At 60.0% G+C, this 14851-nt stretch carries 12 protein-coding genes; 5 read left to right on the top strand and 7 right to left on the bottom strand.

The annotated features are described in order from the left end of the window. Nucleotides 1-45: 45 nt before the first annotated feature. Nucleotides 46-429 carry a biofilm formation regulator BssR gene (gene bssR, locus NWV12_RS06665; RefSeq protein ID WP_023310914.1) on the bottom strand — a complete coding sequence of 128 codons (384 nt, stop codon included), beginning with the start codon at nt 427-429 and terminating at the stop codon, nt 46-48. 216 nt (nt 430-645) lie between these two features. Between bssR and rimO the strand changes: the two genes are divergently transcribed. Next, complete coding sequence (gene rimO / locus NWV12_RS06660) at nt 646-1971, top strand: 30S ribosomal protein S12 methylthiotransferase RimO (RefSeq protein ID WP_023310913.1); 1326 nt, start codon at nt 646-648, stop codon at nt 1969-1971. Nucleotides 1972-2085: 114 nt separating this feature from the next. On the opposite strand, the gene gsiD is transcribed toward rimO, so the two are convergent. Genes gsiD through iaaA form a run of 5 tightly spaced genes read right to left on the bottom strand, consistent with a single transcriptional unit; the run spans nt 2086 to nt 8308 of the window. After that, nucleotides 2086-2997 (bottom strand): glutathione ABC transporter permease GsiD, encoded by a 912-nt coding sequence (gene gsiD / locus NWV12_RS06655; RefSeq protein WP_024908682.1) that lies wholly within the window; start codon nt 2995-2997, stop codon nt 2086-2088. A gap of 1 nt (nt 2998) precedes the next feature. Further along, complete coding sequence (gene gsiC, locus NWV12_RS06650; RefSeq protein ID WP_023310911.1) at nt 2999-3919, bottom strand: glutathione ABC transporter permease GsiC; 921 nt, start codon at nt 3917-3919, stop codon at nt 2999-3001. 5 nt (nt 3920-3924) lie between these two features. After that, nucleotides 3925-5463: a glutathione ABC transporter substrate-binding protein GsiB gene (gene gsiB / locus NWV12_RS06645; protein WP_048979655.1), complete on the bottom strand. Its 1539-nt coding sequence runs from the start codon at nt 5461-5463 to the stop codon at nt 3925-3927. A gap of 23 nt (nt 5464-5486) precedes the next feature. Then, nucleotides 5487-7358 (bottom strand): glutathione ABC transporter ATP-binding protein GsiA, encoded by a 1872-nt coding sequence (gsiA, locus tag NWV12_RS06640; RefSeq protein WP_048979653.1) that lies wholly within the window; start codon nt 7356-7358, stop codon nt 5487-5489. 11 nt (nt 7359-7369) lie between these two features. Continuing rightward, the gene (gene iaaA, locus NWV12_RS06635) at nt 7370-8308 is read right to left on the bottom strand and encodes a beta-aspartyl-peptidase (RefSeq protein ID WP_048979750.1); all 939 of its coding nucleotides are present in this window, start codon (nt 8306-8308) and stop codon (nt 7370-7372) included. A gap of 188 nt (nt 8309-8496) precedes the next feature. On the opposite strand from iaaA, the gene moeA reads away from it, so the two are divergent. Together moeA and moeB are read left to right on the top strand one after the other, a co-directional pair. After that, a complete protein-coding gene (gene moeA, locus NWV12_RS06630) occupies nt 8497-9729 on the top strand; it encodes a molybdopterin molybdotransferase MoeA (RefSeq protein WP_048979652.1) in 1233 nt (410 codons plus the stop codon). A gap of 1 nt (nt 9730) precedes the next feature. Continuing rightward, nucleotides 9731-10483, top strand: a complete 753-nt coding sequence (moeB, locus tag NWV12_RS06625; protein ID WP_048979651.1) for a molybdopterin-synthase adenylyltransferase MoeB — start codon at nt 9731-9733, stop codon at nt 10481-10483. Between the two features lie 89 nt (nt 10484-10572). Here the strand turns inward: moeB and fsa are convergent, their stop codons facing one another. Beyond that, nucleotides 10573-11235 carry a fructose-6-phosphate aldolase gene (gene fsa / locus NWV12_RS06620; RefSeq protein WP_048979650.1) on the bottom strand — a complete coding sequence of 221 codons (663 nt, stop codon included), beginning with the start codon at nt 11233-11235 and terminating at the stop codon, nt 10573-10575. Nucleotides 11236-11363: 128 nt separating this feature from the next. On the opposite strand from fsa, the gene NWV12_RS06615 reads away from it, so the two are divergent. After that, nucleotides 11364-12263 (top strand): glycyl-radical enzyme activating protein, encoded by a 900-nt coding sequence (locus NWV12_RS06615; protein WP_048979649.1) that lies wholly within the window; start codon nt 11364-11366, stop codon nt 12261-12263. A gap of 4 nt (nt 12264-12267) precedes the next feature. Beyond that, complete coding sequence (locus NWV12_RS06610; RefSeq protein WP_048979648.1) at nt 12268-14700, top strand: formate C-acetyltransferase/glycerol dehydratase family glycyl radical enzyme; 2433 nt, start codon at nt 12268-12270, stop codon at nt 14698-14700. The last annotated feature ends 151 nt before the right edge of the window (nt 14701-14851 follow it).

Below are 14851 nucleotides of genomic sequence, written 5' to 3'. Positions count from 1 at the left end.
CTTTTACAAAAGCTTAATCAGAAGGGGGAGTTGCCTCCCCCTGGGTCAGTGCTGTTCAAGCTTCTCGTGCTCGTTCAGGCACATGATGCATAGAGAGAGCGTGGTCAGGCAGTTTTCAAGCTTCTCCGCGTTAACAGCGATAAAATTCGGGCAGTCGTGGCGTCCGTTCATCAAACATACCCCAGCGATGGAAAGTACCTCAGCGGCGCGGCGCAGGGCGATCAGCTCACTTTCGCCGTATTTCGCCTTCAGGGTCGGTGCTTTTTCACGCATGAAATTGCAAAGTTCAAACAGGTTATCACGCAGATGTTCGCTTTCGCTGACTGACATATACCCTTTTGCCTTCCTCAACTGCAGGTACGCGGCCAGGTCGATTCGGGCGTTGATCAGCTTGTTAAGCAGATCGCGTTTTAGTCTGTCAACGGTCATGCTCTTTCCTCCTCTGTCAGCCATTGTGCATAATCAGGATAAGTACATTTTTTGTACAGTTTAATGCCTGGGATCAATTTTTATTAACTGATTAACATTATTTACAATGTTACAACGTCTGCCCGGCGCATCCGCCTTGCAAAGAGTGTATAAATCCCCCGCGATACGCTGTAAAATCCCGCCCTGATAACTCCATAATTGATGAATTTTTAACCTATGAGCAATGTTACGCACCAGCCGAAAATCGGCTTCGTCTCCCTGGGCTGCCCGAAAAACCTCGTGGATTCCGAACGCATCCTGACCGAACTGCGCACCGAGGGCTATGACGTGGTGCCAAGCTACGACAACGCCGATATGGTGATCGTGAACACCTGCGGATTTATCGACAGCGCGGTTCAGGAATCACTGGAAGCCATCGGTGAGGCCCTGACGGAAAACGGCAAAGTGATTGTTACCGGCTGTCTGGGCGCGAAAGAAGACCAGATCCGCGAAGTGCACCCGAAGGTGCTGGAGATCACCGGCCCGCACAGCTACGAGCAGGTGCTGGAACATGTTCATCACTACGTGCCAAAACCAAAGCACAACCCGTTCCTGAGCCTGGTGCCAGAGCAGGGCGTGAAGCTGACGCCGCGCCACTACGCTTACTTAAAAATTTCCGAAGGCTGCAACCATCGCTGCACCTTCTGCATCATCCCGTCCATGCGCGGCGATCTGGTGAGCCGTCCGATTGGCGAAGTGCTGGCGGAAGCTAAACGTCTGGCCGACGCGGGCGTGAAGGAACTGCTGGTCATCTCCCAGGACACCTCGGCTTACGGCGTGGACGTTAAACACCGCTCCGGTTTCCACAACGGCGAGCCGGTGAAAACCAGCATGGTAGGCCTGTGCGAACAGCTGTCTAAACTCGGTATCTGGACGCGTCTGCACTACGTCTATCCGTATCCGCACGTTGACGACGTGATCCCGCTGATGGCGGAAGGCAAAATTCTGCCGTACCTGGATATCCCGTTGCAGCACGCCAGCCCGCGTATCCTGAAGCTGATGAAGCGTCCTGGATCCGTTGATCGCCAGCTGGCGCGCATCAAGCAGTGGCGCGAGATCTGCCCGGATCTGACCCTGCGCTCCACCTTCATCGTCGGCTTCCCGGGTGAAACCGAAGAAGACTTCCAGATGCTGCTCGACTTCCTGAAAGAAGCCCGTCTGGACCGCGTAGGCTGCTTCAAGTACAGCCCGGTTGAAGGCGCTACCGCCAACGAGCTGGCGGACCAGGTGCCGGAAGAGGTGAAAGAAGAGCGCTGGAACCGCTTCATGCAGCTGCAGCAGCAGATCTCTGCCGAGCGTCTGCAGGAAAAAGTGGGCCGCGAGATCATGGTCATCGTTGACGAAGTGGACGAAGAAGGCGCGATTGGCCGCAGCATGGCGGACGCCCCTGAGATCGACGGCGCGGTGTACCTGAACGGCGAAACCAACGTTAAGCCGGGTGATATTATTCGCGTGAAGGTTGAAAACGCGGACGAGTATGACCTGTGGGGTAGCCGGGTTTAATCTCCTTTCCCCCTCACCCTAACCCTCTCCCCACTGGGGAGAGGGGACTGCTGGGTGCGGTTTTTCACCCTCGCCCCTTTGGGGAGAGGGCCGGGGTGAGGGGCAAGCAAAAGCCTACCCCTTAATCCTCGGATCCAGCGCGTCGCGCAGCCCGTCCCCCAGCAGGTTAAACGCCAGCACGGTGAGGAAAATCGCCAGACTCGGGAAGATCGCCACGTGCGGCGCAATCACCATATCCGCCCTCGCCTCGTTCAGCATCGCGCCCCACTCCGGCGTCGGTGGCTGCGCGCCTAACCCCAGAAACGACAGGCTGGCCGCCGAAATAATCGACACGCCAATACGCATGGTGAAATAGACCACGATGGACGATACCGTACCCGGCAAAATATGGCTGAACAGGATGGTGGCATCGCTGGCCCCCATGCTGCGCGCGGATTCGATAAACGTCTGCTGTTTCAGCACCAGCGTATTGCCGCGCACCAGCCGCGCGAACGCCGGAATCGAAAAGACCGCGACCGCAATGATGACGTTCGCCATGCCGCTGCCCATGATCGCCACCACGGCAATCGCCAGCAGAATGCCGGGAAAAGCAAACAGCACGTCGCAGATGCGCATGATGATGCGGTCCCACCAGCCTTCGTAATACCCGGCAACGAGACCCAGCACGGTACCGATGGCCGCGCCAATCAGCACCGCGAACACCCCGGCGGCAAGCGAGATCTGCGCCCCGACCAGCACGCGGCTAAAGATATCGCGCCCGAGTGAGTCCACGCCGAACCAGTGAAGCATCGACGGTCCGTCGTTCAGACGGTCGTAGTCAAAATAGTTTTCCGCATCAAACGGCGCCACCCACGGCGCAATCACCGCCACCGCAATCAGCAGCAGCACAAACAGCCCCGCGGTCATCGCGACCGGCTGACGGCGAAAACGCCGCCAGAATTCAGACCACGGGGTGCGGACGTGGTCCGGTTTTAGCCCCGGCATCGCGTTTAAAACGGCCTGACGTCGCCAGTTCAACAATCGCATCTTACTTGTACCTGATGGCCGGGTTAATGGCGGCGTAGAGCACGTCCACCACTAAGTTGATAAGAATAAACTCCAGTGAGAAAAGCAGGACTTCCGCCTGAATCACCGGGTAGTCGCGCATCTCGACGGAATCAACAAGCAGGCGTCCCAGCCCCGGCCAGTTGAAGACCTTTTCCACGACGATCGAGCCGCCGAGCAGAAAGCCAAACTGCAGCCCCATCATCGTCACCACCGGGATCATCGCATTGCGAAACCCGTGCTTGAGAATGACCCACTTCTCGCTGACCCCTTTCGCCCGTGCGGTGCGAATATAATCTTCGCTCAGCACGTCAACGAACGAGGCGCGGGTAAAGCGCGCCATCACCGCCGAAACGGCAGCGCCCAGCGTCATGGAAGGCAGGATGTAGTGCTTCCAGGTATCAGCCCCGACGGTCGGCAGCCAGCCCAGTTCGACGGAGAAGATCTGCATCAGCAACATTCCCAGCGCGAACGCCGGGAAGGAGATGCCGGTCACCGCCAGCGCCATGCCGAGCTTGTCCGGCCAGCGGTTGCGCCAGACGGCCGCGATAATCCCGGCGCCAAGCCCGAACACGACCGCCCAGCTCATGCTGGCTATCGTTAACCAGAACGTCGGCATAAAGCGGCTGGCAATCTCCTCCGACACCGGACGGCGCGACACCATCGAGATACCAAAATCGCCCTGCAGAACGTTGCAAATGTAATGGATGAACTGCATATACAGCGGCTGGTCGAGGCCAAGCTGCTTACGCACCAGGTCAATAACGGTGGCATCCGCCTCAGGCCCGGCGACCAGACGCGCCGGATCGCCCGGCAGCATATGGACAAACAAAAACACCAGGACCGCCACAATCAGCAGCGTCGGAATAAGCCCCAGCAGGCGTTTACAAACATAATTCAGCATGAGGTTTATTTTAAATCCGCATCGTCAAAGCTAAAGCCCGTGTCCGGCATGATGTAGAACCCGGTCAACGCTTTGTTATGGGCTGACACCAGTTTCTCCACCACCAGCGGCACCCACGGTGACTCTTTCCAGATAATATCCTGCGCGTCTTTATAGAGACGCGCCTTCTCTTCCGGTTTGGTGGTTTTCAGGGCATCGGCCAGGTCTTTGTCCACCTGCGGGTTGCTGTAAAACGCGGTGTTGAACAGGGTTGGCGGCCAGTTTTGCGAGGCAAACAGCGGCGACAGCGCCCAGTCGGCTTCACCGGTCGAGGCCGTCCAGCCGGTGTAGAACATCCGCACGCCGCTCTCTTTCTGCCCTTTCCCTTCCACTTCTGCCGCACGCTGTCCCGCATCCATTGCGGTGACCTGTACCTTGATCCCCACCTGCGCCAGCTGCTGCTGGGTAAACTGCAGCACCTTCTGGGCGGTACTGTGATTATGCGAGGACCACAGCGTGGTGCTGAAACCGTTCGGGAAGCCCGCCTCTTTCAGCAGCTCGCGCGCTTTAGCCGGATCGTACGGCCACGGCTGATAGCTTTGCGCATAGGCGATCGCCGGCGGCAGCACGCCGGTGGCCGGAGTGGCATAGCCGGCAAAAGCGACCTTCACCAGCGCCTGACGGTTAATGGCGTAGTTGATGGCTTCACGCACCTTCGGGTTATCGAACGGCTTTTGCGTGACGTTCATGCTGATGTAGCGCTGCATGATCGACGGGCTGGCGACCAGCTCCAGCTTGCTGTTTTTCTGCAAAATGGCCGCCTGCTCGTAAGGGATCGGGAAGGCAAACTGCGCCTCGCCGGTTTGCAGCATCGCCGCGCGGGTGTTGTTGTCCACCACCGGGCGCCAGGTGATGGTGTCGAGCTTAGGCAGCCCCTGCTGCCAGTATCCCGCGAATTTCTTCACCTTCACAAAATCGGTCTGGTTCCAGGTGAGCAGTTCGTAAGGGCCGGTGCCAACAGGATGGAAACCAATCTCCTTGCCGTATTTCTTCAGCGCGGCAGGGGAAATCATCGCCGTTGCCGGATGCGCCAGAATATTGATAAACGCGGAGAACGGCTCTTTCAGGGTGATTTTGACCGTCGCCGGGTCGACCACCTCGGTGCTGGCGATATTTTTATACAGGTTATAGCGCTTGAGGCTATTTTCCGGATTGCTGGCGCGGTCCAGGTTAACCTTCACCGCCTCCGCATTGAAGTCTGTCCCGTCATGGAACTTCACGCCGGTCCTGAGCTTGATGGTATACACCAGCCCGTCGTCGGACACGGTGTACCCCTCCGCCAGCACGTTTTTGAGCTTCATCTCTTTATCGAGGCCAAACAGGCCCTGATAGAACGATTTCGCCACCGCCTGAGAGAGCGTGTCGTTGGCGTCATACGGATCGAGCGTGGTGAAATTGGAGCCGACGGCAACCACCACGTCTTTGGCAGCGAACGCGGGGGCAGCGGCCAGGGCTGCCGTCACGCTCGCGGCTAACAACCATCTACGCGCTACAAATGTAACCATTGTGTTCTCCTGCCTGTTGTAAGTTATAACCGCGAAAAAGCGTTGTCCTGACGCGGGGGAGCGACGAAATGACCCGGCCCGACCTCGCGCAGCGTCACGCGCTCCACGGCCTCGCCGCGTTTATGAATATTGCTCGGCATTTCATCCTGCAACAGCACGCGCTGGCCGTGACGATGCGCGGGATCGGCAACCGGGACCGCCGCAATAAGCTTGCGGGTGTACGGGTGCTGCGGGTTTTCAAACACCGCCCTTCGCGGCCCAATCTCCACGATCTGCCCCATAAACATCACCGCCACGCGATGGCTGATGCGCTCGACCACCGCCATATCGTGCGAGATAAACAGGAAGGCGATGCCCATATCCCGCTGTAAATCCAGCAGCAGGTTGATGATTTGCGCCCGGATAGAGACATCCAGCGCCGAGACGGACTCATCGGCAATCACCACTTTCGGGTTCAGCGCCAGCGCGCGGGCGATGCAGATACGCTGCCGCTGTCCGCCGGAAAACTCGTGCGGATAACGCCATGCGTGCTCCGGCTTCAGGCCGACGCGCTCCAGCAGCCAGGCCACGCGACGCTGGGCCGCTTCGCCGTCGAGCAGGTTATGTACCCGCAGCGGCTCCATGATCGAATACCCCACCGTGTGGCGCGGATCGAGGGAGGCATACGGATCCTGGAAAATAAACTGAATATCCCGCCGCACCGCCTGCAGCCTGCTGTCCGGAAGGGTATCAATGCGCTCGCCGTTAAAGGTAATGCTGCCTTCCTGTGATTCCACCAGACGGAGCAACGCGCGCCCGGTGGTGGATTTACCGCAACCGGACTCCCCCACCAGCGCCAGCGTTTCGCCCGGCCAGAGATCGAAACTGACGTTTTCCACCGCGTGCACTTCGCGCTTAACGCGGTTCAGTACGCCGCTGCGCAGCGGAAAACGGGTGACCAGATCGCGCACTTCCAGAATGGGCTTACCCGGCACCACGGTGTCCTGCTCTCGCTCCTCCTCCTGCAGCTCAGACGCCTCAAGAGAAATCAGCGGGAAGCGGCGCGGCAAATCGCTGCCGTTCATCGCCCCCAGGCGCGGAACCGCCGCCAGCAGCGCTTTGGTGTAAGGATGCTCGGGCACATGAAAAATCTGCTCAACCGGGCCGGTTTCCACCGCGCTGCCCTTGTGCATCACCAGCACCCGATCGGCGATATCGGCGACTACGCCCATATCGTGGGTGATGAATATCACCCCCATCTCCATCTCCTGCTGCAGCACTTTAATGAGCTGCAGGATCTGCGCCTGAATCGTCACGTCCAGCGCCGTCGTCGGTTCATCGGCGATCAGCACCGCCGGACGGCAGGAGAGCGCCATGGCAATCATCACCCGCTGGCGCATGCCGCCGGAAAGCTGATGCGGGTAGCGACCCAGAATGGCCTGCGCCTCCGGGATGCGCACCAGCTCCAGCATCCGTCGGGCCTCTTTGAGCGCTTCATCGCCGCTCAGCCCCTGATGCAGGCGGATGGACTCGGCGATTTGTTCCCCGACCGGGAAAACCGGGTTCAGGGAGGTCATCGGCTCCTGGAAGATCATAGCAATGTCCGCCCCGCGCACGCCCTGCATCTGCGAACCGCTCAGCTCATTTAAATCAATGACCTGACGGTTACGGCGGCGCAGGAGCATTTTCTCGCTGCTGATTTGCCCGCCCGTCTGTTCCAGCAGGCGCATCAGCGCCAGCGCCGTGACCGATTTACCGGATCCGGATTCACCAACAATCGCCAGCGTCTCGCCGCGCCTGAGCGTGAACGATAAATTCTGTACTGCGGGGATGAACTGCCGCTCTTCCTGAAACGCAATATTGAGCTGATGGACAGCCAGCACTTCGCGGTTGTCCAGTTCTTCACTGTGCGGCACGCGCTGCCCCCTTATTCACGATAGATGCCCGTGCTCGGTTCATCACCGGCATAGCCCCAGGCGCGGTACATACCTTCGCTGTTGAACGGCAGGGCCACGTTGCCCTCACGATCCACCGCAATGAGCCCGCCGACGCCGCCCAGGGCAGGCAGTTTCTCCATCACCACGCGCTCGCAGGCTTCGCTGAGGCTTAAACCGCCGTAATCCATCAGCGCGGTGATGTCGTAGGCCGCGAGGGCGCGAATAAACACTTCCCCGGTTCCGGTACACGACACCGCCGCCGTCGCGTTATTGGCGTAGCAGCCGGCGCCCGGCAGCGGGCTATCGCCGACGCGCCCGGGCAGCTTGTTGGTCATCCCGCCCGTTGAGGTTGCCGCCGCGAGGTTTCCGGCCTTATCCAGCGCCACCGCGCCGACCGTGCCCATTTTGGTGGTTTCATCAAGCGGCGCTGTATGGTCAAGCTGCGTCATGCCCGCCGAACGGGCTTCCAGCAGCTGCTGATAGCGCTCCTCGGTGGAAAACAGATCCGGCGATACCGGTTCCATTCCGTGCCCGAAGGCAAACGCCTCTGCCCCGGCCCCTGTGAGCAGGACGTGCGGACTCGCCTCCATCACCAGACGCGCCGCCAGCACCGGATTGCGCATATGACTCACGCCCGCCACGGCGCCCGCTTTCAGGGTGACGCCGTCCATCACGCAGGCATCCAGCTCGTGCGTTTCATCCCGGGTAAAGACCGAACCGATCCCCGCATTAAATAACGGGCACTCTTCCAGCAGGCGCACCGCCTCGGTGACCACGTCCAGCGCGCTTTCGCCCGCCTCCAGCATTTTCTGACCCGTTTCCACAATGGCGTACAGCGCGTCGATATAGCGCTTTTCCTGCTCGGGACTGAGCTGTGCTCGGGTGATTGCCCCGGCGCCACCATGAATTGCGATTACCGCATTAACCATTCGCATCACCCGTTAGCCTGATTTGCGGCTTTTTCTATAAATATCATTATCGTCGATGAAACTTCAGATGATTTTTGAATATAGAAAGACGTAACTGTGATGTAAAGCGTACACCCATCGGGTCATACAGTTAGCCGCACTTTTCTGCCATAATGAGCGCTTTCGTTGTTACTCCGCAGGAGCCCACCATGGATTTTACCGCCGGACTGATGCCGCTTGAGACGGCACTCACGCAGATGCTTGACCGTATTTCCCCGCTGCATGACGTTGAGACGCTGCCCCTCGTGCGCTGTTTTGGCCGTATTGCCGCGCGCGATATCGTCTCTCCGCTTAACGTGCCGGGGTTTGATAATTCCGCGATGGACGGTTACGCGGTGCGCCTGGCGGATCTCCAGACGGGTAACGCCCTGCCGGTGGCGGGTAAAGCCTTTGCGGGTCAGCCGTTTAGCTGTGAATGGCCTGCGGGCACCTGCGTACGCATCATGACCGGCGCGCCGGTTCCGGCCGGCTGCGACGCCGTGGTGATGCAGGAAGAGACCGAACAGGCCGACGGCGGCGTGCGTTTTACCGCGAACGTTAAAGCGGGCCAGAACATCCGCCGCACGGGTGAAGATATCACCCTTGGCGCAACGGTCTTTGCCGCCGGACAGAAGCTGACGGTAGGTGAACTGCCGGTGCTGGCCTCGCTCGGCGTTGCTGAAATCGACGTTATCCGTAAAGTGCGCGTCGCCGTTTTCTCCACCGGCGACGAGCTGCAGCTTCCGGGCCAGCCGCTGCAGGACGGCCAGATTTACGACACCAACCGCCTGGCGGTACACCTGATGCTGGAGCAGCTGGGCTGCGAGGTGATTAACCTCGGCATTATTCCTGACGATCCGGAAAAACTGCGCGCCGCGTTTATCGAGGCGGATAACGCCGCCGACGTGGTCATCAGCTCCGGCGGCGTCTCCGTGGGCGAAGCGGATTACACCAAAACCATCCTTGAAGAGCTGGGTGAAATCGCCTTCTGGAAGCTGGCCATCAAGCCGGGAAAACCGTTCGCGTTTGGCAAGCTCACGCGCGGCTGGTTCTGCGGCCTGCCGGGTAATCCGGTCTCGGCGGCACTCACCTTCTACCAGCTGGTGATCCCGCTGCTGGCGAAGCTTTCCGGCAACAGCGCCAGCCCGCTGCCGGAACGCCAGCGCGTGCGCGCTTCCACGCGCCTGAAAAAATCGCCGGGCCGCCTCGATTTCCAGCGCGGCATCCTGGCGCGCAACGCGGACGGCGAGCTGGAAGTGAGCACCACCGGGCACCAGGGCTCACACATTTTCAGCTCCTTCAGCCAGGGCAACTGCTTTATCGTCCTGGAGCGCGAGCGCGGCAATGTGGAAGCAGGCGAGTGGGTTGAGATCGAGCGTTTTAACCACCTGTTCGGAGGCTGACATGACGGTGGAGCTGAGCGACCAGGAGATGATGCGCTACAACCGCCAGATTGTGCTGCGCGGGTTTGATTTCGAAGGCCAGGAAGCGCTTAAGGCAGCAAGCGTGCTGGTTGTCGGTCTGGGCGGTCTGGGCTGCGCCGCCGCGCAGTATCTTGCCGCGGCGGGCGTGGGCAGAATGACGCTGCTGGATTTTGATACCGTGTCGGTGTCAAATCTCCAGCGCCAGACGCTGCACAGCGACGCGACGGTTGGCCAGCCGAAGGTGGACTCTGCCCGCACGGCGCTGGCGCGCATCAACCCCAACGTTCAGTTCACCCTGATTGACGCGATGCTGGATGACGAGGCGCTGTCCGCGCAGATTGCACAGCACGACCTGGTGCTGGACTGCACCGATAACGTCACCGTCCGTAACCAGCTGAACGCAGGCTGCTTTGCCCACAAAATCCCGCTGGTTTCCGGCGCGGCGATCCGCATGGAGGGGCAAATCAGCGTCTTCACGTACGGGGAAGGCGAACCCTGCTACCGCTGCCTGAGCCGTCTGTTCGCCGAGAACGCCCTGACCTGCGTTGAGGCGGGCGTGATGGCGCCGCTGGTCGGCGTGATTGGCTCCCTGCAGGCGATGGAAGCGATCAAAGTGCTGGCGCGCTACGGCACGCCTGCCGCGGGGAAAATCGTAATGTATGACGCGATGACCTGCCAGTTCCGCGAGATGAAGCTGATGCGTAACCCGGGGTGTGAGGTTTGCGGAGGTTAAAGCAAACGGCAACCTTCAGGTTGCCGCTTTAGTGTGTGCTCCCTCTCCCTGTGGGAGAGGGTTGGGGTGAGGGCATAAGGCCGCACCCGTCAGATCGACATCCGTCCAAACGCGCCCTGCCAGTCCTGCTCAAACTTCACAATCGCCGCATCCACGGCCGGAGAAGTAATAAACTGCTGCGCCACGTCCAGCGGCAGCGTGATGGACTCGCAGCCCGTCAGCAGGCAGTCCAGCGCCTGACGCGGCGTTTTGAAGCTCGCGGCCAGCACCTTTGACTGCGGGGCGTGCAATGTCAGCAGCTGTTGCAGTTCAACCACGGTCTGGATCCCGTCCCCGCCCTGCGCGTCCACGCGGTTAACGTAAGGCGCTACATACTCCGCCCCCGCCAGCGCGGAGAGCATCCCCTGCGCAGCACCGTAAACCGCCGTACCCAGCGTCGGGATCCCTTCCGCTTTCAGCATCTTGATTGCCGCCAGTCCTTCTGCGGTCACCGGCACTTTCACCACCAGATCGTTGATGATGGCGCGCAGCTTGCGCGCGTCCTCCACCATCCCTTCAGCGGTGGTCGCCATCACCTGGGCGAAAAGACGGCCTTTGCCGCCCAGCGCGTCGTGCAGCGCTGGCAGCAACACGTCCAGCGGCGTTTTACCTGCCGCCACAATGCTTGGGTTGGTGGTTACGCCCGCCAGCGGGAAAATGCGCGCCAGCTTTTTGACTGCCGCAACGTCAGATGTGTCGAGATAAAGTTCCATGGTGTCACCCTCAAATTTAGCCTGCACTTACCCTATCACGACAAAACCTGCTCAGTAGTTGACCTGCATCAAGATAACTTTCATTCGAAAGTAATTTAATCTTCATATGCAATTCGAGAGGCGAAATCATGATCTTCAATATTCAGCGTTACTCTACCCACGATGGCCCCGGTATTAGAACCGTGGTGTTCCTGAAAGGCTGCTCGCTGGGCTGTCGCTGGTGCCAGAACCCGGAAAGCCGCTCCCGCAGCCGGGACGTGCTGTTTGACGCGCGCCTGTGCCTTGACGGCTGCGACCTGTGCCAGCAGGCGGCACCGGGCTGTATCGAACGCGCGCTGAATGGCCTGGTTATCCACCGCGAGAAGCTTGATGAAGCGACGCTCAACGCCCTCACCGACTGCTGCCCGACGCAGGCGCTGACCGTCTGCGGTGAAGAACAGCAGGTCGAGGAGATCATGGCGACCGTACTGCGCGATAAACCCTTCTACGACCGCAGCGGCGGCGGGATCACCCTCTCCGGCGGCGAGCCGTTTATGACCCCTGAGCTGGCACATGCCCTGTTTAAAGCCAGCCACGAACAGGGGATCCATACCGCCGTGGAAACCTGCCTTCACGTGCCGTGGCACTATATCGAGCCGTCATTACCGTACGTCGATCTGTTCCTCGCCGACCTGAAGCACGTCGACGGTGAGGTGTTCAAACAGTGGACGGACGGCTCGGCTAAGCGAATCCTGGACAACCTGAAACGCCTTGCCGTCGCCGGAAAAAAAATCACCATCCGCGTGCCGCTGATCCAGGGCTTTAACGCTGACGAAGCGTCCATCACCGCCATTACCAACTTCGCCGCCGACGAGCTCGGCGTCGACGATATTCATTTTCTGCCGTATCACACGCTGGGCATGAACAAATACACCCTGCTCGGCCAAGCCTACTCTGCCCCTGACAAACCGCTGGATAACCCTGCCCTGCTGGATTTCGCGCAGCAATACGCCTGCCAGAAAGGGTTAACCGCGACCTTACGAGGATAAACCTATGACAACCCTGAATCTCAACACCCTCAGCGAGCGCATTAAAGCGCACAAAACGGCGCTGGTGCATATCGTTAAGCCGCCGGTCTGTACCGAGCGCGCCCAGCATTACACCGAAATGTACCAGCAGCACATGGACAAGCCGATCCCGGTGCGTCGCGCTCTGGCGCTGGCGCATCACCTGGCCGAGCGTACCATCTGGATCAAACACGACGAGCTGATTATCGGTAACCAGGCAAGCGAAGTGCGCGCCGCGCCGATTTTCCCGGAATACACCGTTTCCTGGATTGAGAAAGAGATTGACGATCTGGCGGACCGCCCGGGCGCGGGCTTTGCGGTGAGCGAAGAGAACAAGCGCGTGCTGCACGACATCTGCCCGTGGTGGCGCGGCCAGACGGTGCAGGACCGCTGCTACGGCATGTTCACCGACGAGCAAAAAGGCCTGCTGGAAACCGGCATTATCAAAGCCGAAGGCAACATGACCTCCGGCGACGCGCACCTGGCGGTCAACTTCCCGCTGGTGCTGGAAAAAGGCCTCGACGGCCTGCGCGCTAAGGTGGCCGAGCGCCGCACGCGCATCAACCTGACGGTGCTGGAAGACCTGCACGGCGACCAGTTCCTGAAGGCGATCGATATCGTGCTGGAAGCCGTAAGCCTGCACATCAAACGCTTTGCCGATCTGGCGCGTGAAATGGCGTCCACCGAAACCCGCGAAAGCCGCCGCGACGAGCTGCTGGCGATGGCGGAAAACTGCGACGTGATTGCCCACGAGCCGCCAAAAACCTTCTGGCAGGCGCTGCAGCTGTGCTACTTCATTCAGCTGATCCTGCAGATTGAGTCAAACGGCCACTCCGTCTCCTTCGCGCGTATGGACCAGTATCTCTATCCGTACTACCGCCGCGACGTCGAGTTGAACCAGAGCCTCGACCGCGAACACGCTATCGAGCTGCTGCACAGCTGCTGGCTGAAGCTGCTGGAAGTGAACAAAATCCGCTCCGGCTCGCACTCCAAGGCTTCCGCCGGTAGCCCGCTGTACCAGAACGTCACCATCGGCGGCCAGAAGCTGGTCAACGGTGAGCCGATGGACGCGGTGAACCCGCTCTCCTACGCGATTCTGGAATCCTGCGGCCGCCTGCGCTCCACCCAGCCGAACCTGAGCGTGCGCTACCACGCGGGCATGAGCAACGACTTCCTCGACGCCTGCGTGCAGGTGATCCGCTGCGGCTTCGGGATGCCCGCGTTCAACAACGATGAAATCGTCATTCCGGAATTCATCAAGCTCGGCGTTGAACGAGACGACGCCTACGACTACGCGGCCATCGGCTGTATCGAAACCGCGGTGGGCGGCAAGTGGGGCTACCGCTGCACCGGCATGAGCTTTATCAACTTCGCCCGCGTGATGCTGGCCGCGCTGGAAGGCGGGCGCGACGCCACCAGCGGCAAGGTGTTCCTGCCGCAGGAGAAAGCGCTCTCCGCCGGTAACTTCGACAACTTCGACGAAGTGATGGCGGCGTGGGACAGCCAGATCCGCTACTACACCCGCAAATCCATCGAGATTGAGTACGTGGTGGACACCATGCTGGAAGAGAACGTCCACGACATTCTCTGCTCGGCGCTGGTGGACGACTGCATCGAGCGCGCGAAAAGCATCAAGCAGGGCGGCGCGAAGTATGACTGGGTCTCCGGCCTGCAGGTGGGCATCGCCAACCTCGGCAACAGCCTGGCTGCGGTGAAGAAGCTGGTGTTCGAACAGGGCACTATTGGTCAGCAGCAGCTGGCGGCGGCGCTGGCGGATGACTTCGACGGGCTGACCCACGAGCAGCTGCGTCAGCGTCTGATCAACGGCGCGCCGAAGTACGGCAACGACGACGACAGCGTGGACATGCTGCTGACGCGCGCCTACCAGACCTACATCGAAGAGCTGAAGCAGTACCACAACCCGCGCTACGGCCGCGGCCCGATTGGCGGTAACTACTACGCGGGCACCTCTTCCATCTCCGCAAACGTGCCGTTTGGCGCAGCAACGATGGCCACGCCGGACGGACGTAAGGCGCACACCCCGCTGGCGGAAGGGGCAAGCCCGGCCTCCGGTACGGACCACCTCGGCCCGACGGCGGTAATTGGCTCGGTGGGTAAACTGCCGACGGAAGCTATTCTCGGCGGCGTGCTGCTTAACCAGAAGCTGAACCCGTCGACGCTGGAAAACGACAGCGATCGCCAGAAGCTGATGGTGCTGCTGCGCACCTTCTTCGAGGTGCATAAAGGCTGGCATATCCAGTACAACATCGTCTCGCGCGAAACGCTGCTGGAAGCGAAGAAACATCCTGACCAGTATCGTGACCTGGTGGTGCGCGTCGCGGGCTACTCGGCGTTCTTCACCGCCCTGTCGCCGGATGCGCAGGACGATATTATCGCCCGTACTGAGCATACGCTGTAACGGCATATCCCCTCATCCCGACCCTCTCCCACGGGGAGAGGGAGAAAACACTAACAACGGCAACCTCGGTTGCCGTTTTGCTTTTACTTTCGAATGAAATTAAATTTGTGCTCCCCGTCACCTTGTTATTAGAATGTTTCAAAACGCAGTG

Source organism: Enterobacter sp. Crenshaw (genome assembly GCF_024734705.1).
Classification (GTDB): domain Bacteria; phylum Pseudomonadota; class Gammaproteobacteria; order Enterobacterales; family Enterobacteriaceae; genus Enterobacter; species Enterobacter asburiae_B.
The sequence above is the reverse complement of the archived record's forward strand: the minus strand, read 5'-3'. Positions and strand labels throughout refer to the sequence as shown.

Bases quoted from the DNA above. Each gene is read 5' to 3' on its own strand.
- fsa (WP_048979650.1), bottom strand. From the start codon at position 11,235: ATGGAACTTTATCTCGACACATCTGACGTTGCGGCAGTCAAAAAGCTG.
- gsiC (WP_023310911.1), bottom strand. From the start codon at position 3,919: ATGCTGAATTATGTTTGTAAACGCCTGCTGGGGCTTATTCCGACGCTG.
- moeB (WP_048979651.1), top strand. From the start codon at position 9,731: ATGACGGTGGAGCTGAGCGACCAGGAGATGATGCGCTACAACCGCCAG.
- rimO (WP_023310913.1), top strand. From the start codon at position 646: ATGAGCAATGTTACGCACCAGCCGAAAATCGGCTTCGTCTCCCTGGGC.
- iaaA (WP_048979750.1), bottom strand. From the start codon at position 8,308: ATGGTTAATGCGGTAATCGCAATTCATGGTGGCGCCGGGGCAATCACC.
- gsiD (WP_024908682.1), bottom strand. From the start codon at position 2,997: ATGCGATTGTTGAACTGGCGACGTCAGGCCGTTTTAAACGCGATGCCG.
- NWV12_RS06610 (WP_048979648.1), top strand. From the start codon at position 12,268: ATGACAACCCTGAATCTCAACACCCTCAGCGAGCGCATTAAAGCGCAC.
- NWV12_RS06615 (WP_048979649.1), top strand. From the start codon at position 11,364: ATGATCTTCAATATTCAGCGTTACTCTACCCACGATGGCCCCGGTATT.
- moeA (WP_048979652.1), top strand. From the start codon at position 8,497: ATGGATTTTACCGCCGGACTGATGCCGCTTGAGACGGCACTCACGCAG.
- gsiB (WP_048979655.1), bottom strand. From the start codon at position 5,463: ATGGTTACATTTGTAGCGCGTAGATGGTTGTTAGCCGCGAGCGTGACG.
- bssR (WP_023310914.1), bottom strand. From the start codon at position 429: ATGACCGTTGACAGACTAAAACGCGATCTGCTTAACAAGCTGATCAAC.